The following is a 24,701-nucleotide window of genomic DNA, read 5'->3' as shown; positions in this document are numbered from 1 at the left end:
CCAATGGCTATTGTCACAGCATGGCCACCAACGGCATCCGTCCGCTCTCCGCACGCGAGCAGCGGGCCTGGGACGGCTACCGCCGCATGCAAGGGCTGCTCTCCAGCCAGCTCAACCGGCAACTGCTGGCCGAGACCGGGCTGTCCGACGCCGACTTCGCGATCCTGTCGGCGCTGCTCGCCGCGCCCGAACACCGGCTGCGCGGGCTGGCGCTGCGCTGTGAGGTGCAGTGGGAGAAGAGCCGGCTCTCCCACCACCTGGGCCGGATGCAGACCCGCGGCCTGGTGGTGCGCGAAGACTGCGTCGAAGACTCGCGCGGCGCCGTCTTCCAGCTCACCGAGGCGGGCCGTGCCGCGGTCGAGGGCGCCACCGACGACCGGCTCGCGGCGGTCCGGAGCTACCTGCTCGACCTGCTCACCCCGGAGCAACTCGACGCGCTGACCGAGATCAGCGGCGCGGTGCTCGGCCGGCTCGCGCAGGACGACCCGCACCGGCACGCGGCCGCCGAACTGGCCCGCGGCACCTGATCAGCAGGGTGGCGTCGCGGCCGTGCAGAGCCAGGCCGCGGCCCGCTTGGCCAGCCGCCGGGTGGTCTCGGTGCTCTCGCCGTTGACCTGCTCGACGGTGGCGACCAGGTCGCCGACCCGCACCAGCACGATGGCCGACGTGCCGAGCACGACGGCGGGGCTCGCGCCGGTTATCCGGTGCTCGAACAGCACCGACTCGTCACCGGCGAAACCCTTGTCGAGTTCGACCCAGACGTGCGTGGTCTCCACCTTGACCTGCTGCTTCTCCATCTCGGGGTCACCGGTCAGCGCCGACAGCATCCCGATCGAGCTGTATTTCGGGCACGCCTCGGTGACCTCGACCGCCTCCCGCACCAGGTCGCGTGCGGCGCCGCCGGGCAGCCGCATCACGCTCTGGTGCAACACGGCGAGCCCGGTCTCCGGCTTGCCCGGGATCTTCGGAGGGAACTCCAGGGTCTGGTCCCGCCGATATTGGTAGACGCCCTGGTAGGTGGGCACCTTGGCGAACGCCGGACAACCCGCGAGCGTGAACGCCCACGCCCCGATCGGCTGGTTCTGCTTGACCGAAACCCGGGTGGCCACCAACCCCGGCCCGACATCCTCGGGCGTCAACAACGCCTCCGGCGGGATCCACTCGGTGTCGCCGGGCGTGATCGTGGCGTCCGGGGCGGACGCGAACGTGTCGGCGGTCTGCTGTTGCTGGAACGGCCGCGTGGCCACGACCCACACACCGGAAAGCAGCAGGAGTACGGACAGCGAGGCGGCGACGGCCGCACGGCGGTTGCGCCGGCGGGCGATCTTCCGGATCTCCTCGCCCGCGGGCCACTGCACCCGGCCGAGGTCGGTGGCCAGGCGCTGGGTCAGGTCGATCTCGTCACGCATCGGCCACCTCGCCGAGTTCGACGGCGAGCAGGCCGGCCAGGGCGGTGCGGCCGCGCGCGAGGCGTGCCTTGACCGTGCCCTCGGGCGCACCGGTCTCCCGGGCGACCTCGGCGACCGGCATGCCCATCAGGTAGTACAACGCGATCGCCGTGCGCTGTTCCTCCGGCAACCGGCGCAATGCCGCGACCACTTCGACGGTGTCGGTGTTGGGCGGCGGCACCGACTCGACCGCGCCGTGCCGCAGGTAGGCGCGGGCCCGGCTGCGCAGGCTCCGCCACCGGCTCACCGCGATCCGCGCCGCGACCACCCGCATCCACGCCTCGGGGTCGTCGTAGTCACGTACCGTCGACCAGCGTTGCCAGGCCCGGATGTAGGCCTCCTGGACGGCGTCCTGCGCTTCGGAGAGGTCACCGGTGAGGACGTAGACGAACCCGAGCAGCCGTTGCCGGCTGGCCCGGTAGAACTCGTCGAAGTCCGTGCCGTCCACGAAAGGCAACACGCGCCGGCGAAGTGTTTGGTTGCCTGGTCAGTTGGTGATTCCCGCCGCGGACAGGATCGGGTCGGCGAGCAGGTAGCCGCCGACGACCAGCGCGACGAGGCTGACCAGCCCGAAGAAGCCGACCCAGAGCAGACCGGGGACGTGCGTGACGCGGGCCAACTGGTCGGCGTCGGAGTCGGGCAGCCGACCCCGGCTGCGCAGCGTCTGCAACTCGCCGACCGGGCGCACACCGCCGATCAGCAGGAACCAGATGGCCAGGTAGGCGAAGATCGCCTGCACCTGCGGCGAGCCGAACCAGGAAACGCCGAAGACCACCGCGCCGGTCACCAGCACCGAGAAGACGCCGTAGGGGTTGCGGATCATGATGAGCATCGCCAGCAGCAACAGCACCGTCACCCAGAGCAGCAGCGTGATGTGGTTGCCACCCAACAGAAACGCGCCACCGAGGCCGACCAGCGACGGTGCGATATAGCCGCAGGCCAGCGTGACCGCCATGCCCAACCCGGTCGGCCGGCCCGCTGAGAGGGTCAACCCCGAAGTGTCCGAATGCAGGCGTACGCCCCGCAGCCGCCGCCCGGTGAGCAGCGCGGCCAGGGCGTGGCCGCCTTCGTGCGCGATCGTGATGGCGTTGCGCGCCACCCGCCACGGCCCGCGCACCACGACCACCGCGAGCGCCAGCAGGGCGGTCAACACGACCAGCCAGGAAGGTGGGTCGGGCTGCGCGCCGAAGAGGCGATCCCAGATGTCCGTTACCTCGTCGAGGGGCATGGCCCGCGACAGTACTATGCGTCGCGCTCCAAGGGCACTGCGACGGGGGCCGGAACACGTTGCCGCAGGCGGCGCAACATGGCGGTGCCGGCTGCCACCACACCGCAGCCGGCCAGGGCGATCACCAGGGTGAGCCCCGCGTTGATCACCACGATTGCCAGGTCGCCGAGGGCGACCAGCGCCCAGAGCAGATAGCTCGCGACCGACCCAGGTCGACGGTGAAGCATGTGGTCACCTCCGTTTCCGCGGATCTCAATACCCCGCGGGCCGGACGGCAATCCAGCTTTTTAGCGACGGGCCGGCTTGAACCCCTGGATGATCACGGCGAGGTCGCCGCGGCTCGACTGCCACTGGGCGTCGGGCGTACTCCAGTAAATGGAATAGGCCTGGTCCTTGGCGGTCACGAAGCCGCGGTTGAGCACGTGCAGCCGGGTGCCGCTCTTGCTCGTGTAGGTGAACTCCCAGTCAGCCGCGGAGTCCCAGTATTTGACCGTCTTGATCTGGATCCGGCGATAGTCGTTGTAGCCGCTTTTGCGCACCGACTCGTTCTCGAGCCAGTCCTTGCGCGGGTCGGGCCGGGGATCGCGGGTCTGGTCGATGAGCAGGAAGCGGTTGCCGTTGGGCTCGGTCCACTTGGCCCGGCCGTCGTCGTCGCGGGTCAGCGCCCAGCCGTCGGGGACCGGGACCTCGAAGCCGGTGCCGTCGTCGCGCATCCGCCAGCCGGTCGGCAGCTTGAAGCCCGCCGGGGTCGGGGTCGCGGTGGGCGCGGCGTTGGTGGTCGGTGGGGCGGCGGGCTGGGTCGTCGGCTTCGCCGGGTTGGTCGGGTTGGTCGCGTTCGTCGTGCTGCCGGCTGGCGGCGGGTCGGCGCGGTTGGCGGCCGGATCGTCGCGGAGGAGAAGCAGGACGACGGCCATCATGAGTACGACGGCCGCGAGCGCCGCTGCCAGCACGGCCAGGGAGCGGGTGCGCTGGTCTGTCCGGCGTGGACGGTCCGGGGTCAGCTGTCCGGGTGGGGCCGTGGCGGGCGGCGGTGGCGGCACCGAGGCGCGGCCGGCTGGGCTCGTGGGGCGGCTGGCCGGGCTGGTCGGGCGGGCGGCCGGGCTCGTCGGGCGGGCCGCCGGGCTGGTGGGGCGGGCGGCCGGGCTCGTGGGGTGGGTCGCTGGGCTCGTGGGGTGGGTCGCCGGGCTCGTCGGGTGCGCGGCCGGGCTCGTGGGGCGGGCCGTGCCTGTGGCCGGGCTCGTCGGGCGGATCGTCGGGGTCGCGGGTGAAGTGGGTCCCGCGGTCGGGCCGGCCGGGGAACCTGGCACGACGACCGGGCGGGCGTCGTGTTGAGTGTGTCCCGGGGTTGAGGTCGGGCTGGCTTGGTGCGGGGCCGCGGGGCTCAGCGGGGCCGCGGTGGGCGCGGCGGGTGAGATCGGCCAGACGCCGGCGCCGGGCGGGTTGTGCGGCCGGCGGGTGGTCGGGGCGTCCTGGCTCGTCGCGGTTTGCGCTGCCGGGCTGGCCTGGCCGGATGCGGCCGGGCTGGCCTGGCCCGGTGCGGCCGGGCTGGCCTGGCCCGGTGCGGCCGGGCTGGCCTGGCTGGGTACGCCCGGGCTCGCCTGGCCGGGTGTTGCCGGGCTGGTCGGAGTTGGCGTGCCTGGACTCGTTGGGGTCGCCGCGCCGGGGGTCGGCGCGCCCGGGCTGGTCGGGGTCGGCGCGCCAGGGCTGGTCGGGGTCGGCGCGCCCGGGCCGGTCGGCGCGGGGGCGGCCGGGGAGGCGGGTGCCGCGGCGAGGCCCTGGTAGTAGGGCGCGCTTCCGCCGGGGTTTCCCAGGCGGTCACGGAGTGCGGTGGGCCGGCGTACCCCATCGAGAAGAGGGCGACGCGCGACGGTCTTGCGGCCGGAGGCGCGCCGCAACAACCGATCGGCCTCTTCCGGATCGATCCGATCCGCCGGATCTTTCCGCAACAGTCCATTAAGGACAGGCCGGAGCGCACCCGCGTGCCGGGCCGGCGCCGGCGGCTCGGTGGCCAGCGCGGCGAGGGTGGCGAGCGCCGACGGCCGGGCGAACGGCGACTGCCCTTCAACGGCGGCGTAGAGCGTGGCGCCAAGAGACCACATGTCGGTAAGAGGCCCGGACGTGCCGTCGCGGGCGCGCTCGGGCGCGATATAGGCCGGCGACCCGAGCACCAGGCCGGTGCGCGTCACGGTGGGATCGCCCGGCATGGTGGCCAGTCCCCAGTCGGTGAGCACAACCCGGCCGTCGTCGGCGAGCAGAACGTTGGCGGGCTTGATGTCACGGTGCACGACCCCGGCCCGATGCGCGGCACGGAGGGCGGCCAGCATGCCGAGCCCGATCTCGGCAACCCGCACGGCCGGCAACGGCCCGTCGGCGGCGATCACATCCTGCAACGACCGGCTAGCCACGTATTCCATGACGATCCACGGATCACCGTCGGTGCGGAGCACGTCGAAGATGCGGACCACGTTGATGTGGTTGAGCCGGGCAATGGCACGCGCCTCGCGCAACGACCGCTGCCGCGTCTCCCGGCGCTCTTCATCGGTCAGTCCCGGAGGCGGAACCAGCTCTTTGATCGCGACTTCGCGGTGCAACACCTCGTCGAGGGCCAACCAGACCCGGCCCATGCCGCCTTGACCGAGCGGCTCGATGAGTCGATACCGGTCGGCGACGAGCTGCGGCGGAGTCATCGACATCACCCAAAACCGTACCTGTGTCACCTGAAGGCCACACGGGCGGCAGTTGCTGATGTGACGCAGACCGACCGTACGCTGGAGGGATGTCGGACGAACCCCTGTTCAAGGTCACCCGCGGCACCCCGACCCCGGAGGAGTTGGCGGCGCTGGTCGGCGTCCTGACAGTGCGCCTCCGCCCAACGCCGACTGCGCCGGGGCGGGCGACTTCGTCGCATTGGACCCGATCCGCCCGACCCGGCCCACTACCGGCGGGCCCGGGTGCATGGCGCGCGTCAGGCCTGCCCCGCTAAGTCGCACATTCAGGGCTGCGCCGCCTGGTGCGGCGGGTCTAACCTCACGGTCAGCAATGGATTGGTGACCGCGAGGAGGGATCTGAGGTGGCCCGGTCCAACGAGGACCTTTCCCCGGCGTGGCTAAACGACTATGAGGCCATCGAGGCCGACATCGACCGCATGGCCGAGTTCGCGGCAAAACTAGAAGCCGAAGTCCACAACAACTTCGCGCCGCACCTCGACCCGATCTTCGACGACATCATGACCGAGCTCCCGCCGGCCTACACCGACTTTCCAGAGTTGCTGGCCTTCCTGGAAAGCCACACCGCGTCGGCGCAGGACACGGCTTACACGGTCTACTACTACCAGGACGTAACCGGCGGCTTCGCGGTCGCGGCGGGCGAGGTGAGCCGCAACTACCGCGCGGCAGACGCGTTCGCCGCGGCGAAGGTCGAAGACGTCCGTGCCGCCCTCGACAAGACGGCCGCCGGCTTCCCGGACCCGCACAATGCGTGACACGGCCACGGGGTCGGCGACCCGCAGCGCCACGGACTGGACAGCTCACGACGCCCCGTCGATGTGGCGAATGATCGCGCCGCAAGTGACCGATGCGCATTGGCGTCACGTGGCCGGTCTGCGCAAGCTCACGGAACTGACGGCCACCCACATGGCCCGGCTGCAGGTATATCGAGATCACCTGGCCGAGGCCTGGCCGCCAGAGAAAAGCCCGGCAGCGCGTGCCTTCATCGCGCGGTTGGACTATCTGATCGGCCACGTCCGAGCGACCCACGAGGTGGCGGCCACCAACTACAGCGCCCTCTCGACGGCCACCCTGACCCTCGACTCAGCCCGCACAAAGGTGGCGTCAATCAACGCCGAGTACGCCGCGAAGTTGGCGACTTTAAAGGACTACGAAGACTTGGTCGAGCAGACGAAGGCTTCCCAGGTCCCCGGCACATCGTTGGGCCCGCCGCCGGTAGCCGCCGCGGACATGGAGCGGCTCAACGTCAAGGCCCGCACGATCATGACCGACCTAAGCCACACCCTGGTCCTAGCCCAAACCCAACTCCGTCGGCCAACGCCATATGAGTCGTCGGGTCCCAGAGAAGACCCCGCTCTTCTGCCAAAGGCACTCTCCACTGTGCCGACGATCCCGGTGCTCGAGCCGCCGTCTAAAACAGCTAACTTTGACGGCGTCGAGCGGCTGGGGGGTTCGGCCTCGCACCTCATCGGACACGACAGCACGCTCCCAGTAGCAAACCAGGTGCCAGAAAATTCTCCGCGAGCCGTTGCCACAGCGAGTCGGAGCGTCCTCCTCCCGACAGCGACCTCGATGCCCGCCGTTCGGAGAGATCCCAAGGCGCGTTCCGCGCCGGGATTGTCCAATAGCAACCCGACAAATCGCTCTCCCAGCGCGCTGCCATCCGGCGGCGTCATCGGCAGAATGCCCTCGTCTGCGGGGCCGCATGGATCCGGTGGCACTTCTCGGCCCAACCCACCAGGAGGTGTCATCACCGGAAGCCAACCGGCTCATTTTCCGCAACAACGGGGCCAGGGAAGCAGCAGCAGCGTAAAGAGGCGAGACCCAGATCACCCATGGGAAACTCGTCAAGGAGTGCCACCGGTCGTGACGCCGCCCGCGATCAATTCGGACTTCGATCCCGGCCCAACGATTGGCGTAGAGCGGTGATCAAGGTTCGCGCCTTAACTCATATGCTCGTAGGCGTAGTCCTCGCAACGACCGGGCTCGCGGGCGCGGATGAGGTACGCGACCAACAATGGCACCTTCGATTCCTCGACATCCCCTCCGCGCATAAGATCAGCGATGGATCGGGAGTCACCGTGGCGGTAATCGACAGCGGCGTGGATCTCCATCCTGACCTCGCCGGCAACGTCCTACCCGGAACAGAGATTGCAGCCAATGGGTCGGATGGTCGTTCGGACCTGACTGGCCATGGCACCGGGATGGCGGGAATTATTGCCGCTCATGGCCAAGGCGCTACTGGGATCCTCGGCATAGCACCAAAAGCAAAGATCTTGCCGATAGCTGTTGATCTAAACAACGACCTGATCGGGCAAGAGTCGGTGGCGAAGGGGATCAACTGGGCAAGGATGCACGGTGCCAAGGTCATCAACATCTCTGGAGACGGCAACCCCGCACCGGACCTTCGAGCCGCGGTTGAAGCTGCGATTGCTGCGGACATTGTTGTGGTCGCAGCAGCAGGAAACCGGCCGAGTTCACAGGTGGGCTTCCCGGCGGCATACCCCGGTGTGGTCGCGGTTGGGGCTACGGATCGCGACGGGGATCTAGCTGCCACGTCGGTCACCGGCGACGGCCTGGTAATTGCTGCTCCAGGCATCGACATCATGACCACGCGTCCGCATGGGAGATATGGCCCCGGCACTGGCACCTCCGACGCTGCGGCGATTGTTTCTGGGGCCGTGGCCTTGGTGCGGAGTCGGTTTCCTGAGCTGTCGGCCGTTGAGGTGGTGCGTCGGCTTACTGCTACCGCAACCGACAAGGGGGCGCCGGGGCGGGACGATCAGTATGGCTTCGGGGTGCTGAATCTTGTTGCGGCACTTACCGCGGACCTACCGCCCCCCACCCAGGCCACCCCAAGCCAGAGCGCCGCGGCGCCAGCAGGACCGGATGGTGACGGGTCGGCGATTGGGATTGTGGCCTTGGTTGTGGTTGGGGTGGTTATCGCTGGGTTCGTGCTCCATGTGCGTGCCCGTCGGCATCGCGCGGCGAGGGGACCGGTACCGTAGCTCCCCGTGCGTACGGCTGGATCTACAACCTTGGTGTTGGCATCGGCGAGTCCGGCCCGGCGGGCGCTGCTCAGCGCGGCTGGGATTGACGTGGAAGTGGTGGTCAGCGGGGTCGACGAGTCGGCGGTTCGGGAGCCTAGTGCTCAAGAGCTTTGCCAGACGCTTGCTCGCATGAAGGCGACCGAAGTCGCGCGGCGGCTTGGGGCCGAAGGGTTGTCGATCAGTCCCGGCGGGCGGTTGCTCGTGCTCGGGTGTGATTCCGTCCTTGAGTTTGACGGGCAGGTGCTCGGTAAGCCCGTTGATGCCGCCGATGCCGTCCAACGGTGGCAGAACATGCGCGGGCGCTCCGGGGTGCTGCACACCGGGCATTACCTGATCGACCTCGCGGGGGTCACCGTCGGCGCGGTCGGGTCTACCGTGGTGCACTTTGCCGAGCTCAGCGACGAGGAGATCACCGCCTACGTCGGCACCGGGGAACCGCTCAATGTTGCCGGCGCGTTCACCATCGATGGGCTCGGCGGGCCCTTTGTTGAGCGGATCGAGGGCGACCACGGGACGGTCGTGGGGCTTTCCTTGCCGCTGCTACGCCACCTGCTCGACGACCTCGGCGTGCGGCTCACCGATCTGTGGAAGAGCTAGCGACCGCGCCAGCCACATCGTCAGGACCACCGCCGCCAGGATGAAGAACGGCAGCACCAGGAAGGCCTGGTGTGGGCCTGAGCGGTCGGCCAAGGCGCCCAGCACCACGGGGGCGACCCCGAAGCCGAAGGCGACCGGGTAGGAGGTCAGGCCGGACGCTCGGTCGGCCTGGCCGGGGGCGGCCGCCAGCGCAAGCGAGATGACCAGCGGGTATTGGACGGCTATGCCGAGGCCGACCACCAGTAGGCCCAGGATGGCCAGCCACGGGGCCGTCGCCACCCAGAAGATTGCGAAGCCGGCCAGGGAAATGGCCAGGGACAGCAACAGCAAGCGGATCGTCGGGATGTGCAACGCGACCCGGCCGGCTACCAGGCGGCCGATGAACATGCCGGCCAGGACGGCCGCGAAGCCAGCCGCGGCCGGGCCCGACGCCATGCCGGCGTGGGTGCGCAGCACGTCGACCGCCCACAGCGAGAAGCAGACCTCGATCGACGACGTCGAGGCGAGCAGGATCAGCGTGATCCAGTAGGACCGGGACAGGCGGCCCGGCCGGGCGGAACCAGTGACGGGCAAGGCGCGCGCCGGGGTGCCCACCCGCCACAGCCTCGCTAGCACCAGTACGCCGAGGATGAGCACGATCACCAGGGACAGGGCCGGGCGCCAGCCCAGGCCTACGCCGACGAAGACGCCTACGACGACCGGTGACACGATGCCCGTGAAGGCGGCCGCCGCGTTTGCCTCGCTCAGTGCCGCCGGGGCGGCTGCGCCCTGGTGGTCGGAGATCGCGGCGTTGACGCCGTTGACGATGAATGAGCCGAAGATCGAGACCAGGACGGCCGCGCCGACCGTGATGGGTAGCGGGCGGGCGAACCACAGGATGACGATCACCAGCACGACGCCGGTCAGGCCTACCCAGATCGTGGCGCCGCGGCCGATGCGACGGGAGACCGGCGAGAAGATGAAGCCGGCAATGAGAATGCCGGCCGCCAGGCCGGTCCCGTGCAGGCTCGCCAGCGCCGCGCTGACGCCCTGCTCGTCGCGGAGCAACGGCACGACCGGGCCGAAGCCGTAGAGGAAGAAGCCCCAGACACCTAGCTGCGCATAGAGCAGCAGGGTGATGCGGTCGTGGACTAGGCGCGGCACGACCTCACCGTACGCGGAGAGAGCGGTTGCACGGACCTCCGGGAAAGGCCCGCGATGGTGATACCCGCGACCCCGTGGCTCGCGGGTATCACCACCCCTCCCCCCGGAGGCAGCGGACGGCAGCGGCCGTCAGCGGCCGGCAACAGGCGTCAGCGGACGCTGCGCGCGAACTCGCGCGCCGCCCACCAGACGGCCAGGACGGTCAGCACCGCCACGATCAAGAGGCCCTGCCAGACCTTGTCGTTGCCGACGTCGCCCGCGAACAGGGCGCGGGTGCCGTCGACCGCCCAGGAGAACGGGTTCCACTTGGCGACGTCTTCGAGCCAGCCCGGCGCGAACTGAAGCGGCAGCAGGATGCCGGAGAGCAGCAGGACCGGCTGGGCCACCGTGTTCATCAGCGGCGCCAGCGCGTCTTCGCTCTTCACCGCCAGGGCCACGCCGTAGGACACCGCCGAGGTCATCAGCGCGATCAGTGCCAGCATCAGGTAGGCCAGCAAGAGGTCGCCGATGAACACCCGCAAGTCGAAGAAGAGCGCGAGCAGCGTGATGATGCCGGCCTGGGCGATCAGCGAGACCACGTCGCGCAGGGAACGGCCGAGCAGCAACGCGAACCGGCTCACCGGGGTGACCCGGGACCGCTCGATCACGCCGGCGCGCAGCTCGGCGATCAGGCCGAAGCCCTGGAACAGGCCGCCGAAGATGGCCAGCAGCACCAGCAGGCCGGGCACGAAGACCCGGTAGGCCTCGGCGTCGGTGGTCACGCCGAGCGGGGACAGCGCGGGCTTGAGCAGGGGCGCGAACAACAACAGGTACATCACCGGCTGGAAGACGCCGACGAAGACCCAGATCGGGTTGCGGAGCAGGAGCTGGATCTGCCGCTGGAAGATCAACCAGCAGTCTCGGAGGAACTTCATCGTCACTTCTCCCGCAGCGATCGGCCGGTCTTGGTCAGGAAGACGTCGTCGAGGCTCGGGCGGTGCAACTCGATCGACTTGAGGGTGACGCCGTTGCGCTCCAGCTCGCGCAGCACCTGTGGCATCGCGGTGGCGCCGTCGTCGACGAACAGGCGCAGGCCGTCGCCGCTGTCGAGTTTCTCCAGCCGGGCCACGAACGTCGACGCATCGAGCAGCGTCGCCGCCTCAGCCGTGGCGCCGTTGAGCCCGACCGTGATGACGTCGTGGGAGATCTCGCGCTTGAGCTCCGCCGGGGTGCCCTGGGCGACAATCTCGCCGTTATCCATGATCGCGATGCGGTCGCAGAGCGCGTCGGCCTCTTCGAGGTAGTGCGTGGTGATGAAGACCGTCATGCCCTCGGAGCGCAGGCGGCGGATCTCGTCCCACATGTGTGCGCGGCTCTGCGGGTCGAGGCCCGTTGTCGGCTCGTCGAGGAAGACGACCCGCGGCTCGTGGATGATGCCCAGCGCGATGTCGACCCGGCGCCGCTGGCCGCCCGAGTAGGTCTTGCACTTGCGGTCGGCGTAGTCGGAAAGCTGGAACGCGTCGAGCGCCCGGGCGGCCCGCTCGAGCGCGGCGGCCTTGCCCATGCCGTAGAGCCGGGCCTGGAGCACCAGCTCTTCACGCGCGGTGGAGTCGTCCCACGTGCTCCCGCCCTGCGCGACATAGCCGATCCGCCGGCGCACCTCGCCCGGGTCGCGCAGCAGGTCGGCGCCCGCGATCGTGGCCTCGCCGCCGTCGGGGACGATCAGCGTGGCCAGCATGCGCAGTGTGGTGGTCTTGCCGGCGCCGTTGGGGCCGAGGAACCCGAAGATCTCGCCCTCGTCGACGCGCAGGTCGACGCCGCGCACGGCCTCGACTGTCTTCTTCTCTCTGCCCTGGCGGGAACGGAATGACTTCCGCAGCCCACTGGTCTCGATGATCATGAACCACCCCCGGGTCGACGTGTGTCACCCGGGACCTTAACGCGATATAACTCGAATGGTCAACGTTGAATATTGCTTGATCCGTCGAGATAGTCGCGGAACTCGGGAGACTCGCGGAGGCTATCCGGGAGGTACGACACTCCTGAATCGATCAGGTCGGCGATGCGCTCACACCAGTCGATCTCCCCCTCCGAGCGGATGATGCTCAACTCGAACATCCAGGCCACGTGGGTCGGCTTCAGCTCACTGATCCAGCGCGACTCGAGCGACGCGCGCAGGCCGTCGACCGTCGCCCGCAGCACCCTGGCCCGGTTGCGCAGCGCCGCCGACGCCTCCTCGCGCGGCAGGGCATCCACGAAGGAGAAGGCCGCGAAGAACGGGTCCGTCGGAAGCGCGACATTCCACCACTGATCGCGCAACAGGGTCTCGAATTCGGCTTCGCCCTTGGCCGTTATCTCATAGGACGTGCGGGCCGGCCGCCCACCGACCTGGTCGGTGCCGACCGCACGCAACATCTCCTCTTCGGTGAGCTTGCGCAACCCGTGATAGATCGATCCAGGTTGCACGTTGGCCCACTTGTCAGCACCCCAACTGAGCAGCTCACGGCGTACGTCGTAGCCGTGCACGGGCTGCATCAACCGCACCGCGCCGAGGATCATCATCCGGGTTGCCGACACGGGCCAAGCGTTGCACATCCCACAGCTACTAATGGGTAAGTTGATCATCCGCGCCGATACACTCCCGAATATGCGCAAGGTTCTGATCGCCAATCGCGGCGAGATCGCGGTACGGGTCATCCGTGCCTGTCGGGACGCCGGGCTGGGCAGCGTCGCCGTCTACGCCGACTCCGACCGCGAGGCGCCGCATGCGGTGCTGGCCGACGAGGCCTACGCGCTCGACGGCGACAGCGCCACCGAGACCTACCTGCGCATCGACAAGCTGATCGACATCGCCACGCGCGCCGGCGCTGACGCCGTACACCCTGGTTATGGGTTTCTGTCGGAGAATGCCGATTTCGCGGCCGCGGTGACCGAAGCGGGTTTGACCTGGATCGGCCCGTCGCCGCAGGCGATCCGCGACCTCGGCGACAAGGTCACCGCCCGGCACATCGCGCAGCGGGCCGGCGCACCCCTCGTCCCCGGCACTCCCGACCCGGTCAAGGGCCCCGACGAGGTGGTCGAGTTCGCGCAGAAGCACGGCCTGCCCGTCGCGATCAAGGCGGCGTTCGGCGGTGGCGGCCGCGGCCTGAAGGTGGCCCGCACGATCGAGGAGATCCCGGCGCTGTTCGAGAGCGCCACCCGCGAGGCGGTCGCGGCGTTCGGCCGGGGCGAGTGCTTCGTGGAGCGCTACCTCGATCACCCGCGGCACGTCGAGGCCCAGGTGCTGGCCGACCGGCACGGCAACGTGGTCGTGGTCGGCACCCGCGACTGCTCGCTCCAGCGCCGTCACCAGAAGCTGGTCGAGGAGGCTCCGGCCCCGTTCCTCACCGACGACCAGCGCAAACAGATCCACGAGAGCGCCAAGGCGATCTGTCGCGAGGCCGCCTACGAGGGCGCCGGCACGGTCGAATACCTGGTCGGCACCGACGGCACGATCTCCTTCCTCGAGGTCAACACCCGGCTCCAGGTCGAGCACCCGGTGTCCGAGGAGACCTCCGGCCTCGACCTGGTCCGGGAGCAGTTCCGGATCGCCGACGGTGAGCCGTTGCGGCACGTCGAAGACCCGGCGCCGCGCGGACACTCGTTCGAGTTCCGGATCAACGGGGAAGACCCCGGCCGAAACTTCCTGCCCGCTCCCGGGACGGTCACCAAGCTGCGGCTGCCGAGCGGCCCGGGCGTCCGGGTCGACGCCGGCATCGCCGAGGGTGACGTCATCGGCGGCAACTTCGACTCGCTACTGGCCAAGGTCATCGTCACCGGCGAGACCCGGATCGAGGCGCTCGAACGCGCCCGCCGCGCCCTCGACGAGATGGTCGTCGACGGGATGGCCACCGCGCTGCCGTTCCACCGCCTGGTCGTCCGCGATCCGGCGTTCGCCGACGAGCCGTTCCGCGTGCACACCCGGTGGATCGAGACCGAGTGGTCCAACACCGTCGAGCCGTTCGACGCGGCTGCCGCTGCCGCGGCCGCGGCCGCGCCGCCAGCGGAACGCGAGACCGTCGTGGTCGAGGTGGGCGGAAAGCGGCTCGAGGTGCGTCTTCCCGCAGGTTTTTCCGGGGGTACGGGCGCCAACTCGGGCAACGCTCCAACGACGCGCCCCGGTCGGCGGGCGGGAGCCCACAGCGGCCCCGGCGCCGCGAGCGGCGACACGCTCAGCTCGCCCATGCAGGGCACGATCGTCAAGGTGGCCGTCGCTGACGGTGACGAGGTGGCCGAGGGCGACCTGATCGTCGTGCTCGAGGCGATGAAGATGGAGCAGCCGCTCAACGCGCACAAGGCCGGCACGGTCTCCGGTCTGGCGGCTACGGTCGGTGCGACGGTGACCGCCGGCGCCCCGATCTGCACGATCGCTTAGCAACGCAGGGGACCTGCGGGAATGATGGCTCGGTGAAGTTTCTCGACGGCAACGCGCCCAACCACGATCTGACGTACAGTGACGTCTTCATGACGCCAGCCCGGTCGGACCTGGTGTCCCGCCTCGACGTGGATCTGTCCACAGACGACGGCAGCGGCACCACCATCCCGCTCGTGGTCTCGAACATGACCGCCGTCGCCGGTCGCCGGATGGCCGAGACGGTGTCGCGACGCGGCGCGATGGCGGTGATACCGCAGGACATCCCGATCGAGGTCGTCGCCGACGTGATCGCCTGGGTCAAGCAGCGCCACCTGGTGCACGACACGGCGATCACGCTCGGCCCGACCGACACGGTCGGCGACGCCATCCACCTGTTGCCCAAGCGGGCACACGGCGCCGTCGTGGTGGTCGACGACGGGCAGCGCCCGGTCGGCGTGGTCACCGAAGCCGACCTGATCGGTGTCGACAGGTTCGCGCAGGTGCGCCACGTGATGTCGACCGAGCTGCTGACCGTGCCGGCCGAGGCCGACCCGCGGCGCGGCTTCGACGCCCTCAACTCCGCCCGGCGCCGGATCGCACCCGTCGTCGACGTCGAGGGGAGGCTGGTCGGCGTGCTCACCCGGGCGGCCGCGCTGCGGGCGACCCTCTACCGACCGGCGCTCGACACCAAGGGCCGGCTGCGGATCGCGGCTGCGATCGGCATCAACGGCGACGTGGTCGGCAAGGCCGCCGCGCTGCTCGAGGCCGGCGTCGACACGCTGGTCGTCGACACCGCGCACGGCCACCAGGAACGGATGCTGACCGTGCTGCGCGCGGTCCGCGGGCTCGACCCGTCGGTGCCGATCGTCGCCGGCAACGTGGTCACCGCGGCCGGGGTGCGCGACCTGGTCGAGGCGGGCGCCGACATCATCAAGGTGGGCGTCGGACCCGGCGCGATGTGCACGACCCGGATGATGACCGGCGTCGGCCGCCCCCAGTTCTCGGCGGTGCTCGACTGCTCCAACGCGGCCCGCGAGCTGGGCCGGCACGTGTGGGCCGACGGAGGCGTACGCCATCCTCGCGATGTTGCTCTGGCCCTTGCCGCGGGCGCGTCCAACGTGATGATCGGCTCCTGGTTCGCCGGCACCTACGAGTCGCCAGGCGATCTCTACACGGATCCGGACGGGCGGCGCTACAAGGAGAGCTTCGGGATGGCGTCGGCTCGCGCGGTCAGCGCCCGCACCGCTGACGACAGCCCGTTCGACCGGGCCCGCAAGGCGGTGTTCGAGGAGGGCATCTCCTCCGCGCGGATGTATCTCGACCGCGACCGCCCCGGCGTCGAAGACCTGATCGACGAGATCGTCGCAGGGGTACGCAGCGCGTTCACCTACGCCGGCGCCGCGTCGATCCCGGAGTTCCGCGAGCGCGCGGTGGTGGGTGTGCAGTCGTCGGCCGGGTTCGCCGAAGGCATGCCGTTGCCGACGAGCTGGTAGCTCGGTCCCGGGCTGGCCAGCGGCTGGCTGCTGGTCGGCGGCTGGCTGCTGGTGAGCGGCTGGCTGCTGGTGAGCGGCCGGCTGCTGTCAGCCGCGCGCGAAGAGCGGTCTGATCACCTGGCGGGCCGCCTCCTCTGGGTCGGCGCCGAGGTCGCCCGGCAGGGCGCCGCTCAGCCACAGCGTCGCGAAGCCGTGCACGATCGACCAGGCGGAGAGGCCGGCGGTCCGGGCGTCGGCGCCGCGCCGCTCGGCGTCCCGCACGGTGGCGACCGCGGCACCCAGCGCCCCCGAGGCCCGGCTCTGCGCCGCGATCAGCTCGGGATCGTGGTGGTTGAGCAGCTCGGGCTGGAACATCACGGCGAAGTGCGCCCGGTTGGCGACCGCGAACCGCACATAGCCGACCCCCGCGTCGATCACGCCGCCACCGGCCGCGCGGGTGCGGTCGAGCTCGTCGGCGAGCAGCGTGAAGCCCTCGGCGGCGAGCGCGGTGAGCAGGCCCGCCTTGTCGCCGAAGTGGTGTGCCGGGGCGGCGTGCGAGACGCCGGCCCGGCGAGCCAGGTCGCGCAGGCTCAGCGCGGCCGGGCCGTGCTCCGTGATCGCTTCCGCCGCCGCTGCCAGCAGGGTCCGCCGTAGGTCGCCGTGGTGGTAGGGCCGTGTCATGCGCGCCACTTTCTCATGCCACCACTCTAACTTGCCAGTGACAAGTTCTGCTGTTAACTTGACACCGACAAGATGAAGGAGTTCGGCATGGCACCCCTGGTGTTCCTGATCATCGGTTTCGTCCTCGCCCGCGTGGCCGGCTTGGCCGGCGTCGACGCCCTCGACGGCTGGCACCCCGCGCTGCGGGTCGGCCTGGCCCTCATGTTCGTGGTCACCGGCCTGGCCCACTTCGCACCGCGAATGCGGGCCGGCATGATCGCGATGGTCCCGCCGCGCCTGCCGCGGCCCGAGTTGCTGGTCACCGTCACCGGGCTGCTCGAACTGGCCGGGGCGGTCGGGCTGCTGATCCCGGTGACCTCCCGGCTGGCCGCCGGTGCCCTCGCCCTGCTGATGATCGCGATGTTCCCGGCCAACGTCTCGGCGGCGCGGCGCAAGTTGTCGCTCGGCGGGCGGCCGGTCGAACCGATCGGACGGCGCAGCATCCTCCAGGTCCTCTGGGTCGGCCTGGCGGTGGCGGTTGCCTTCGCGGGTTGATCTCCACTTGCTCTGCACCCCTCTGGACGCCACCGGCCCGCCGAGGTGGTGCCTACAGGGGTGCAGAGCAAGGCTTTGCTCTGCTCACACCCACGCACCTGGCCACCGCCAGGGAGGTGCGTATGCGTGAACAGAGCAAGGCCTCTCGGCTCTGCTCACATCCACGCACCTGCCCGCCGCCAGGGAGGTGCGTATGTGTGAGCAGAGCAAAGCCTCCGCTCCGACAGCCCCGAAACCGCTGGCAATCGCCGGTAAGGTGACGAACAGGGTGTGCCGGGAAGGCTGGTCGGCGATCCGTTTGCCGACCCTTCCGGAGGAACGCATCCGTGGCGGAGAAGATCCGGCTCTTCGGGCGCGGCAGCCTCGTCGAGACCAGCCGCATCGCCGCGATTCTGCGCACCGAGACCACCGGCGGCCTGCTTCTCGTCGGTGCCGCCGTCGCGGCACTGATCTGGGCCAACACGCCCTGGTCCGGCACCTACGAGACGGTCTCCGACTTCCAGTTCGGCCCCGCCGCGCTGCACCTTGACCTCACCGTCGCCGAATGGGCCGCCGATGGGCTGCTGGCCATCTTCTTCTTCGTCGCCGGGCTCGAACTCAAGCGCGAGTTCGTCGCCGGTGACCTGCGCGACCCGCGGCGCGCGGCGTTGCCCGTCGCGGCCGCGATCGGCGGGATGGCCATGCCAGCGGTCATCTACGTCGCCATCAACGCGACGACGAGCGGCGGCGCGCCGCGGGGCTGGGCGATACCGACCGCGACCGACATCGCCTTCGCGCTGGCCGTGTTGGGTCTCATCAACACCCACCTGCCGGCCGCGCTGCGCACCTTCCTGCTCACCCTGGCCGTCGTCGACGACCTGCTGGCGATCACCATCATCGCCGCCTTCTACACGACGAGCCTGCACCCGGTGCCGCTGCTGCTCGCGCTGATCCCGCTCGCGCTTTTCGGCCTGCTGGTGCAGAAACGGGTGCGGCACTGGTGGCTGCTGCTCCCCCTCGCCCTGGTCACCTGGGGGCTGGTGCACGCGTCCGGCGTGCACGCGACCGTCGCCGGCGTGCTGCTCGCCTTCACCGTGCCGGTGCGGCGTCGTAGCCCGGGCGAGGGGCCCGGGCTGGCCGAGCATTTCGAGCATCGCTGGCGGCCGCTCTCCGCCGGTCTTGCCGTGCCGGTCTTCGCCTTCTTCGCGGCCGGCGTCACCGTGTCCGGCGCAGGCGGCTTCGGCGACCCGGTGCTGATCGGGATCGTGGCCGGGTTGCTGGTCGGCAAGACCGTCGGGGTGCTCGGCTCGACCTGGCTGGTGCAGCGGTTCACCCGGGCCGAACTCGCCAAGGGCCTTTCCTGGTGGGACGTGCTCGGGCTGGCCGTGCTCGCCGGGGTCGGCTTCACCGTCGCGTTGCTGATCGGCGAACTCGCGTTTGGCCCGGGTAGCGACCGGGACGCCACGGCCAAGCTCGGCATCCTGGTCGGCTCGGTGCTCGCGGCAGCCGTCGCGACCGTCGTGCTGCGCGGCCGCAACCGGCACTACCGCGAGTTGGTCGAGGAGGAGGAACGCGACGACTGCTACGAGAACTGACGCGCTATGGCACCAACTCGTGGGACCGCGCGCCGACCACACCCCCGATCAGCCGCAGGGCCTCGGCGACCGGCATCGGCGGCAGTTCGCGGCCGCCCCGCACGCGCAGCGCGACCTCGCCCGCCGCCGCCTCGCGCTCGCCGATCACCGCCACATAGGGCACCCGCAGCCCGGCGGCCTCGCGGATCCGGGCACCGAGCGAGCCGCTCTCGGCCACGACGTCGGCCCGCAGCCCGGCGTCGAGCGCCGCAGCTCCGAACGCGGCCGCCGCGCCCGACGACTCCGCCGAAACCGGCAGCACCCGCAGTTGCAGTGGCGCATACCAGGCCGGGAACGCACCCTCGTGTGCCTCGATGAGATAGCCGAACAGCCGCTCCATGCTGCCGACCAGGCTGCGGTGCACCATCACGGGCCGGCCCCGCGAGCCACGGTCATCCACATAGGACAGGTCAAAACGCGCCGGCTTGTCGAAGTCGAGTTGCACGGTCGACAGGGTCCACTCCCGTCCCGCGGCGTCTTCCACCTGGATGTCTATCTTCGGACCGTAGAACGCCGCCTCACCGGGGACCTCCACATAGGACCGGTCCGCGAGCGCCGCGCGCAGCAACGACTCCGCCAGCTCCCACGAGGCGTCGGAACCGACATACTTCTCGCCCGGCCCCCGCAACGCCAGCCGCAGGCCGCTGACCCGCACCCCCAGCGCGGCGTGCGCGACGTCGACCAGCCGAAGCACCGCGGCCACCTCGGCGCCCACGTCGGAAAGGGCGCAGAAGATGTGCGCGTCGTTGAGCTGGATCGCCCGCACCCGGCTCAGCCCGCCCAGGACCCCGGAGCGCTCGCTGCGATACATGCCGCCGAGTTCGGCGATCCGCAACGGCAGCTCCCGGTAGGACCGCCCGCGCGCCAGGTAGACCAGCGAGTGGTGCGGACACAGCGCGGGGCGCAGCATCAGTTCGTCGTCGTCGGAGACGCGCATGGGCGGGAACATGTCGTCGGCGAAATAGCCGAGATGGCCGGACAGCTCGAACAGCTCGCGCCGGCCCAGCGGCGGTGAATAGACGTGCTGGTAACCGTTGCGGCGTTCGAGCTCGCGCAGGTATTCCTCGACGGCGTGCCGCGCGGCCGCACCGGCCGGCAGCCAGATCGGCAGGCCGGCGCCGGAACGCGGGTCGGAGTGGAAGATGCCGAGCTCACGCCCGAGCTTGCGATGGTCGATCATGTCTGCTCCTGGAAAGTCGCCCGCGACGACCCACCACCGCACAGCAAAGCGCCCCGGTGGCGGATCGCCCCGGGGCTGGATCGATGACGGTAAGGTCAGCGCAGCACGCCGGGACATCCCGGCGTCGTCGTGCGTGCTGGTCCAACCATGTCGCCAGGCTAGCGGGCGGGCAATCCGGGACGCACGCGAATTTCCAACCAACCCCGAGGACCCGCATTGCGTACGAAGCCGGAGCTGACCACGGCGATCGTCACCGGTCGCCGGGCCGTGCTGCTGGTCAACGCCCACTCCCGCCGCGGCCGCCGGCTCTACGCCGGGGTGCGGCAACGGCTCGACGCGGCCGGCTTCGAGCTGCTCGGGGTCTTTCCGGTCGACGATCCGCGCGAGTTGGGCGGCAGCCTCGAAGCCGCCACCGACCTCGGGCCCGACCTGCTGATCGTCGGCGGCGGCGACGGCACGATCGGTGCGGCCGCGCGGCATCTGGCGCACCGCGACGTCGCGCTCGGGCTGCTGCCGCTCGGCACGACCAACAACTTCGCCCGTACCCTCGGCATCCCGCTCGACCTCGACGCCGCGGTGGCGATCCTGACCGGTGGCAAGGTGATCGATGTCGACCTCGGCATCGCCGGCGACCTGCCGTTCGCCAACCACGTCGGGATCGGGCTGTCGGCGGAGATCTTCGCGAAGGCGCCGCCCCGGTTGAAGAAGGTGATCGGGCGGCTCGCCTACCCGGCGACCGCGCTGGCGCTGCTGACCCAGCACCGGCCGATGCGGGTGACCGTGCGGGCCGACGGCCGGTCACACGAATACCTGACCCACCAGCTCTACGTCGCCAACGGCGGTTTCCACGCCGGCCGGCCGATCACCGCCGACGCCGACGCCGACGACCGGCTGCTGGTCGCCTACCCGGTCGGCGACGCCAACCGGGTGCGGCTGCTGCGCGAGACGGCGCGCAACGCGGCGACCGGCCACCTGCGCTCACACGGCGAGGAACCGTTCCTGGCCACCGACGAGATCCTGGTGGAGACCGATCGGCCGGTGCCGGTCGAGGTCGACGGCGAGCCGCGCGGCTACACCCCGCTGCGGATCGGCCTGGCCGGCAACGCCCTGCGGGTGATGGCCTCCCTGGACACGATCGATCGCTAGCGGCGCCGGGTGATCTGCACCGAGACGCCCTGGCCGGTGTTGGGCGGGCCGGCGTAGACGCCCTTGAGCGGCGGCACGTCGCCATACTCGCGGCCGCGGCCGACGACCACGTGGCGCTCGCCGATCACGATGCCGTTGGTCGGGTCGAAGCCGGTCCACCGCCCGGCCCACCACTCGACCCAGGCGTGGCTCTGCCCGACCACCGGCTCGTCGATCGGCGCGTCGGCCGTGGGGTGCAGATAGCCGGAGACGTAGCGGGCCGGCACGCCCATCGCCCGGAGCAGGCCGGCGGTGAGATGGCTGAGGTCCTGGCAGACCCCGCTGCGCTGGCGCCACGCCTGCACCGCGTCGGTCTGCACACCGGTGGAGCCGGCCACGTACGCGACCTCGGTGTTGACCCGTTCGCAGACCGCGAGGGCCGCGCCGTGCGGCGTGTCGTGCGCACCGCGCAGCTCGTCGGCCAGCGCGGTCAGCTCCTCGTCGAGCGCGGTGTGCGGGGTCGGCAGCAGCAACTCGTGCCAGCGGTCGACGGTGCCCGGCACCGCGAGGTCGGCCCACGACGCGCCGGCGGCCAGGCCATCCGCCGGCAGCGTCTCCACGGTGGCCGACGCGGTGACCGCCAGCCGCTCGTGCGGGGTGTGCACGTCGAACGCGGTGACGACGGTGCCCCAATAGTCTTCGTAGCGGTGGGTGCGGGCCGCCGGCCACACCTGCACCCGCGCGTCGAGCACCGCCTGGTGCGGCTCGTCGCGGGGCGTCATCCGCGCCTCGTTGTAGGAAGCGCCGACCCGGCCGTCGTAGTTGAAGCCGGTCTTGTGCTCGATCTCCAACCGCCAGCCCGCCATCAGGCCACCGCCTCGGAAACCCAGGTCACCGCGGAGGTCTGCCGGAAGTAGCGGCGCGAAACCGCCTCGTTGACCTGCGAGCAGGTGCGCTCCAGACCGGCGAGCACCCCGGCCAGGTCGTCGAGCAGCTCGTCGGCGGCGCGGAACTCGAGGTTGGTGCGGGTCCGGCCGACGATTCGCTGCGCGTCGGTGGCGACGCCGGCCCGGCCCGGACCGGGTGCCAGCTCGGCCAGGCACGACTCGGCGGTGGAGAGCGCGGCGAACACCGAGCGCGGGAACAGCCGGTCCAGCAGCAGGAACTCGGCCGCGTGCCGGTCGTCGAGAGAGCCGCGGTAGGTGCGCAGGAACGTCTCCCACGCGCCGCACGAGCGCAGCAGCGTCAGCCAGGACGGGATGGAACCGCCGGCGCGGGCGTGGGTGGACAGCAGCCGGGCCGACATGTCGACCCGTTCGACGCTGCGGCCGAGCACCAGGAACAGCCAGCCTTCGTCGCGGCTCATCGTCGCGTCGGCCAGGCCGGCGAGCACCGCGCAGCGTTCGCGTACCCATCCGAAGAAAGCATGTATGCCTTGTTGCTCGACCCGCTGCCGGGCGTCGGGCAAGCCGAGCCAGGTGGCGTTGAGGCACTCCCACATCTCCGACGAGACGGTCTCCCGCGCGCCCCGGGCGTTTTCCCGGGCGGCGGCCAGCGCGCCGACCACCGAGCTGGGGTTGCGGGCGTCGAGCCCGAGCAGCGTGACCACCCGCGCGGCGGACAGCGGCCCGACCTCGGCGGTGGACACGCCCATGACCGAGAGCAGCGAACCGCACGCGGCATCCTCGGCGATCCACGGATCGGCGAACATCTGATGCAGGTGTACGTCGAGGATGCGCGCGGTGTCTTCGGCGCGCTCGACGTAGCGGCCGATCCAGTAGAGCGATTCGGCGATCCGGCTCAGCACGGCGCACCACCCTGTTGTTGTTGCTGCTGTTGCTGTGACGTGACGCCCGGGCCGGGATCGGGGGTCGGCGCCGGGTCGGCGGTCGGCGTGGGCCGGCGCACCGGCGCGATGTCGACCGGAGCCGGCCGGGTGGCGGCCAGCACCCAGGTGTCCTTGGAGCCGCCGCCCTGGCTGGAGTTGACCACCAGGGCGCCCTCCGGCAGCGCGACCCGGGTCAGCCCGCCCGGCAGCACCGAGATCCGGGTGCCGTCGTTGACGGCGAATGGCCGCAGGTCGACGTGGCGGGGCCGCAGGCGATTGCCGATCAGCGTCGGCACCATCGACAGCTTCACCTCGCGCTGGGCGATCCAACCGCGCGGGTCGCGCAGCAGCCGGGCCCGCACCTCGGCCAGCTCCGCGTCGGTCGCCTGGGAGCCGATCACGATGCCGGCGCCGCCTGAGCCGTCGACCGGCTTGAGCACGAGGGTGTCGAGGCGATCCAGCACGTGGTCGAGCACGTCGGGGTCGGCCAGCCGGTAGGTCTCCACATTGGGCAGCACCGGCTCTTCGCCGAGGTAGAAACGGATCAGCTCGGGCACGTAGGTATAGAGGAGCTTGTCGTCGGCGACGCCGTTGCCGACCGCGTTGGCGATCGTCACCTGGCCGGCCCGGGCGGCGTTGAGCAGCCCGGCCACCCCCAGGATCGAGTCGGCCCGGAAGTGCACCGGGTCGAGGAACTCGTCGTCGATCCGCCGGTAGATCACGTCGACCGGCTGCTCGCCGGCCGTCGTGCGCATCGCGACCCGGTTGCCGGCGCAGATCAGATCGCGCCCCTCGACCAGCTCGACGCCCATCTCCCGGGCCAGCAGCGCGTGCTCGAAGTAGGCCGAGTTGTGCACGCCCGGTGTGAGCACCACCACGGTCGGGTCGCCGGCACCGGCCGGGGCGGCGGCCTGGAGGGCCCGCAGGAGCTGGCTCGGGTAGGACTCGACCGGCCGAATCCGGGTGGCCGCGAACACCTCCGGGAGCACGTGGCTCATCGCCCGCCGGTTCTCGATCACGTAGCTGACCCCGGAGGGCACCCGCACGTTGTCTTCGAGCACCCGGAAGGTGCCCGCCTCGTCGCGGATCAGGTCGACGCCGGCGACGTGCACGCGGACGCCGTTGGGCGGGACGATGCCGGCCACCTCCCGGTGGAAGTGGGCGCTGGTCACCACCACCGCGCGGGGAACGACGCCGGCTTCGAGCACCTCGCCGGCACCGTAGACGTCGGCGAGGAACGCCTCCAGCGCCCGGATCCGTTGCGCGACACCGGATTCCACCACCGCCCATTCGGCGGCGTCGATGATCCGGGGCACGATGTCGAGCGGGAACGGGCGTTCGACGCCCTTGAGGGCGAACGTGATGCCCTGGTCGAGGAAGGCGCGGGCGAGGACGTCGGCCCGGACGCCGAGGTCGGCGCTGGACAGCGGTTGCAGGGTGGCGTGCAGCGTCTCGTAGGTCTCCCGCGGCATGCCGGCCGTCGCGAACATCTCGTCCCAGCCCGGGCCCAGCCGATAGTCCTCGAACAGGTCCGCCATGCGCGCACGCTACGCGGGGCTCGTTGCGGGTCTGTTTCACATGTGAGGCCGTCGGCCTCACATGAGGGGGCCGTCGGCACGGGACCTGCCGACGGCCCAGAGGTGGCGGCCCGGCACACCAGGAACGGGGGACCCGACGTGCCGGACCGCACATTTCCACGGTACG

The 24,701-nt window shown here is 70.6% G+C and carries 24 protein-coding genes; 10 read left to right on the top strand and 14 right to left on the bottom strand.

Annotation, left to right across the window (positions count from 1 at the left end; genetic code table 11):
• Nucleotides 1-20 precede the first annotated feature (20 nt).
• On the top strand, nucleotides 21-527 hold the full coding sequence (locus tag DFJ67_RS15055) for a MarR family winged helix-turn-helix transcriptional regulator (RefSeq protein WP_116068458.1): 507 nt from the start codon (nucleotides 21-23) through the stop codon (nucleotides 525-527).
• Here DFJ67_RS15055 and DFJ67_RS15050 read toward each other — a convergent pair whose 3' ends face one another.
• The 5 genes from DFJ67_RS15050 to DFJ67_RS15030 are packed head-to-tail and all read right to left on the bottom strand — an operon-like array spanning nucleotide 528 to nucleotide 5,369.
• The gene (locus DFJ67_RS15050; RefSeq protein ID WP_116068457.1) at nucleotides 528-1,409 is read right to left on the bottom strand and encodes a hypothetical protein; all 882 of its coding nucleotides are present in this window, start codon (nucleotides 1,407-1,409) and stop codon (nucleotides 528-530) included.
• Nucleotides 1,402-1,905 (bottom strand): SigE family RNA polymerase sigma factor, encoded by a 504-nt coding sequence (locus DFJ67_RS15045; RefSeq protein WP_116076228.1) that lies wholly within the window; start codon nucleotides 1,903-1,905, stop codon nucleotides 1,402-1,404. Before DFJ67_RS15045 ends, DFJ67_RS15050 begins: the two co-directional genes overlap by 8 nt.
• 30 nt (nucleotides 1,906-1,935) lie before the next feature.
• Complete coding sequence (locus DFJ67_RS15040) at nucleotides 1,936-2,676, bottom strand: M50 family metallopeptidase (RefSeq protein ID WP_116068456.1); 741 nt, start codon at nucleotides 2,674-2,676, stop codon at nucleotides 1,936-1,938.
• A gap of 14 nt (nucleotides 2,677-2,690) precedes the next feature.
• Nucleotides 2,691-2,903, bottom strand: a complete 213-nt coding sequence (locus DFJ67_RS15035) for a hypothetical protein (RefSeq protein WP_116068455.1) — start codon at nucleotides 2,901-2,903, stop codon at nucleotides 2,691-2,693.
• 60 nt (nucleotides 2,904-2,963) lie between these two features.
• Nucleotides 2,964-5,369, bottom strand: coding sequence for a serine/threonine-protein kinase (locus tag DFJ67_RS15030; protein ID WP_211333956.1), 2,406 nt, complete (start codon nucleotides 5,367-5,369; stop codon nucleotides 2,964-2,966).
• 83 nt (nucleotides 5,370-5,452) lie between these two features.
• Between DFJ67_RS15030 and DFJ67_RS15025 the strand changes: the two genes are divergently transcribed.
• The 4 genes from DFJ67_RS15025 (at nucleotide 5,453) to DFJ67_RS15010 (ending at nucleotide 9,049) form a co-directional block, all read left to right on the top strand.
• Nucleotides 5,453-5,659, top strand: a complete 207-nt coding sequence (locus tag DFJ67_RS15025; RefSeq protein WP_116068454.1) for an acyl-CoA carboxylase subunit epsilon — start codon at nucleotides 5,453-5,455, stop codon at nucleotides 5,657-5,659.
• 87 nt (nucleotides 5,660-5,746) lie between these two features.
• Nucleotides 5,747-6,157: a hypothetical protein gene (locus tag DFJ67_RS15020; RefSeq protein WP_116068453.1), complete on the top strand. Its 411-nt coding sequence runs from the start codon at nucleotides 5,747-5,749 to the stop codon at nucleotides 6,155-6,157.
• 1,170 nt (nucleotides 6,158-7,327) lie between these two features.
• Entirely contained in the window at nucleotides 7,328-8,410 is a 1,083-nt protein-coding gene (locus tag DFJ67_RS15015; protein WP_170215853.1) for a S8 family serine peptidase, read from the top strand.
• 6 nt (nucleotides 8,411-8,416) lie between these two features.
• Entirely contained in the window at nucleotides 8,417-9,049 is a 633-nt protein-coding gene (locus tag DFJ67_RS15010; protein WP_116068451.1) for a nucleoside triphosphate pyrophosphatase, read from the top strand.
• On the opposite strand, the gene DFJ67_RS15005 is transcribed toward DFJ67_RS15010, so the two are convergent.
• The 4 genes from DFJ67_RS15005 to DFJ67_RS14990 all read right to left on the bottom strand — a co-directional run bounded on the left by DFJ67_RS15005 (nucleotide 8,993) and on the right by DFJ67_RS14990 (nucleotide 12,748).
• Nucleotides 8,993-10,192: an MFS transporter gene (locus DFJ67_RS15005; protein WP_116068450.1), complete on the bottom strand. Its 1,200-nt coding sequence runs from the start codon at nucleotides 10,190-10,192 to the stop codon at nucleotides 8,993-8,995. The two genes, DFJ67_RS15010 and DFJ67_RS15005, sit on opposite strands and share 57 nt — an antisense overlap.
• Before the next feature lie 149 nt (nucleotides 10,193-10,341).
• Nucleotides 10,342-11,106 (bottom strand): ABC transporter permease, encoded by a 765-nt coding sequence (locus DFJ67_RS15000; protein WP_116068449.1) that lies wholly within the window; start codon nucleotides 11,104-11,106, stop codon nucleotides 10,342-10,344.
• 2 nt (nucleotides 11,107-11,108) lie between these two features.
• The gene (locus tag DFJ67_RS14995; protein WP_116076226.1) at nucleotides 11,109-12,068 is read right to left on the bottom strand and encodes an ATP-binding cassette domain-containing protein; all 960 of its coding nucleotides are present in this window, start codon (nucleotides 12,066-12,068) and stop codon (nucleotides 11,109-11,111) included.
• Between the two features lie 62 nt (nucleotides 12,069-12,130).
• Complete coding sequence (locus DFJ67_RS14990) at nucleotides 12,131-12,748, bottom strand: PadR family transcriptional regulator (RefSeq protein ID WP_308442557.1); 618 nt, start codon at nucleotides 12,746-12,748, stop codon at nucleotides 12,131-12,133.
• Between the two features lie 70 nt (nucleotides 12,749-12,818).
• Between DFJ67_RS14990 and DFJ67_RS14985 the strand changes: the two genes are divergently transcribed.
• Nucleotides 12,819-14,585, top strand: a complete 1,767-nt coding sequence (locus tag DFJ67_RS14985; RefSeq protein ID WP_116068448.1) for an acetyl/propionyl/methylcrotonyl-CoA carboxylase subunit alpha — start codon at nucleotides 12,819-12,821, stop codon at nucleotides 14,583-14,585.
• Nucleotides 14,586-14,617: 32 nt separating this feature from the next.
• On the top strand, nucleotides 14,618-16,057 hold the full coding sequence (locus DFJ67_RS14980) for a GuaB1 family IMP dehydrogenase-related protein (protein ID WP_116068447.1): 1,440 nt from the start codon (nucleotides 14,618-14,620) through the stop codon (nucleotides 16,055-16,057).
• Between the two features lie 87 nt (nucleotides 16,058-16,144).
• On the opposite strand, the gene DFJ67_RS14975 is transcribed toward DFJ67_RS14980, so the two are convergent.
• Nucleotides 16,145-16,717 (bottom strand): TetR/AcrR family transcriptional regulator, encoded by a 573-nt coding sequence (locus DFJ67_RS14975; protein WP_116068446.1) that lies wholly within the window; start codon nucleotides 16,715-16,717, stop codon nucleotides 16,145-16,147.
• A gap of 87 nt (nucleotides 16,718-16,804) precedes the next feature.
• On the opposite strand from DFJ67_RS14975, the gene DFJ67_RS14970 reads away from it, so the two are divergent.
• Nucleotides 16,805-17,251, top strand: coding sequence for a DoxX family protein (locus DFJ67_RS14970; protein WP_116076222.1), 447 nt, complete (start codon nucleotides 16,805-16,807; stop codon nucleotides 17,249-17,251).
• Nucleotides 17,252-17,577: 326 nt separating this feature from the next.
• Nucleotides 17,578-18,825: a Na+/H+ antiporter NhaA gene (gene nhaA, locus DFJ67_RS14965; RefSeq protein ID WP_116068445.1), complete on the top strand. Its 1,248-nt coding sequence runs from the start codon at nucleotides 17,578-17,580 to the stop codon at nucleotides 18,823-18,825.
• Between the two features lie 4 nt (nucleotides 18,826-18,829).
• Here the strand turns inward: nhaA and thrS are convergent, their stop codons facing one another.
• On the bottom strand, nucleotides 18,830-20,044 hold the full coding sequence (gene thrS / locus DFJ67_RS14960) for a threonine--tRNA ligase (protein WP_116068444.1): 1,215 nt from the start codon (nucleotides 20,042-20,044) through the stop codon (nucleotides 18,830-18,832).
• Nucleotides 20,045-20,260: 216 nt separating this feature from the next.
• Here thrS and DFJ67_RS14955 point away from each other — a divergent pair, with 216 nt between their 5' ends.
• A complete protein-coding gene (locus DFJ67_RS14955; RefSeq protein WP_116068443.1) occupies nucleotides 20,261-21,190 on the top strand; it encodes a diacylglycerol/lipid kinase family protein in 930 nt (309 codons plus the stop codon).
• On the opposite strand, the gene DFJ67_RS14950 is transcribed toward DFJ67_RS14955, so the two are convergent.
• From DFJ67_RS14950 to DFJ67_RS14940, 3 genes are read right to left on the bottom strand one after another with little or no spacing between them, the layout of a single operon-like run.
• Nucleotides 21,187-22,035: a transglutaminase family protein gene (locus DFJ67_RS14950; RefSeq protein ID WP_116068442.1), complete on the bottom strand. Its 849-nt coding sequence runs from the start codon at nucleotides 22,033-22,035 to the stop codon at nucleotides 21,187-21,189. The two genes, DFJ67_RS14955 and DFJ67_RS14950, sit on opposite strands and share 4 nt — an antisense overlap.
• Nucleotides 22,035-22,976 (bottom strand): alpha-E domain-containing protein, encoded by a 942-nt coding sequence (locus DFJ67_RS14945; RefSeq protein WP_116068441.1) that lies wholly within the window; start codon nucleotides 22,974-22,976, stop codon nucleotides 22,035-22,037. Before DFJ67_RS14945 ends, DFJ67_RS14950 begins: the two co-directional genes overlap by 1 nt.
• Nucleotides 22,970-24,535: a circularly permuted type 2 ATP-grasp protein gene (locus DFJ67_RS14940; RefSeq protein WP_116068440.1), complete on the bottom strand. Its 1,566-nt coding sequence runs from the start codon at nucleotides 24,533-24,535 to the stop codon at nucleotides 22,970-22,972. Before DFJ67_RS14940 ends, DFJ67_RS14945 begins: the two co-directional genes overlap by 7 nt.
• Between the last annotated feature and the right edge of the window lie 166 nt (nucleotides 24,536-24,701).

Origin of the sequence: Asanoa ferruginea (genome assembly GCF_003387075.1) — a bacterium.
GTDB lineage: Bacteria > Actinomycetota > Actinomycetes > Mycobacteriales > Micromonosporaceae > Asanoa > Asanoa ferruginea.
This window is presented reverse-complemented; position numbering and strand designations above follow the sequence as displayed.

What these genes read in the sequence shown, in the direction of transcription:
- DFJ67_RS14940 (WP_116068440.1), bottom strand. Translation starts at nt 24,535, where the DNA reads ATGGCGGACCTGTTCGAGGACTATCGGCTGGGCCCGGGCTGGGACGAG.
- DFJ67_RS15055 (WP_116068458.1), top strand. Translation starts at nt 21, where the DNA reads ATGGCCACCAACGGCATCCGTCCGCTCTCCGCACGCGAGCAGCGGGCC.
- DFJ67_RS15035 (WP_116068455.1), bottom strand. Translation starts at nt 2,903, where the DNA reads ATGCTTCACCGTCGACCTGGGTCGGTCGCGAGCTATCTGCTCTGGGCG.
- DFJ67_RS15025 (WP_116068454.1), top strand. Translation starts at nt 5,453, where the DNA reads ATGTCGGACGAACCCCTGTTCAAGGTCACCCGCGGCACCCCGACCCCG.
- DFJ67_RS15040 (WP_116068456.1), bottom strand. Translation starts at nt 2,676, where the DNA reads ATGCCCCTCGACGAGGTAACGGACATCTGGGATCGCCTCTTCGGCGCG.
- DFJ67_RS15030 (WP_211333956.1), bottom strand. Translation starts at nt 5,369, where the DNA reads ATGTCGATGACTCCGCCGCAGCTCGTCGCCGACCGGTATCGACTCATC.
- DFJ67_RS14985 (WP_116068448.1), top strand. Translation starts at nt 12,819, where the DNA reads ATGCGCAAGGTTCTGATCGCCAATCGCGGCGAGATCGCGGTACGGGTC.
- DFJ67_RS15050 (WP_116068457.1), bottom strand. Translation starts at nt 1,409, where the DNA reads ATGCGTGACGAGATCGACCTGACCCAGCGCCTGGCCACCGACCTCGGC.
- DFJ67_RS14970 (WP_116076222.1), top strand. Translation starts at nt 16,805, where the DNA reads ATGGCACCCCTGGTGTTCCTGATCATCGGTTTCGTCCTCGCCCGCGTG.
- DFJ67_RS14975 (WP_116068446.1), bottom strand. Translation starts at nt 16,717, where the DNA reads ATGACACGGCCCTACCACCACGGCGACCTACGGCGGACCCTGCTGGCA.
- DFJ67_RS14950 (WP_116068442.1), bottom strand. Translation starts at nt 22,035, where the DNA reads ATGGCGGGCTGGCGGTTGGAGATCGAGCACAAGACCGGCTTCAACTAC.
- DFJ67_RS15000 (WP_116068449.1), bottom strand. Translation starts at nt 11,106, where the DNA reads ATGAAGTTCCTCCGAGACTGCTGGTTGATCTTCCAGCGGCAGATCCAG.
- thrS (WP_116068444.1), bottom strand. Translation starts at nt 20,044, where the DNA reads ATGATCGACCATCGCAAGCTCGGGCGTGAGCTCGGCATCTTCCACTCC.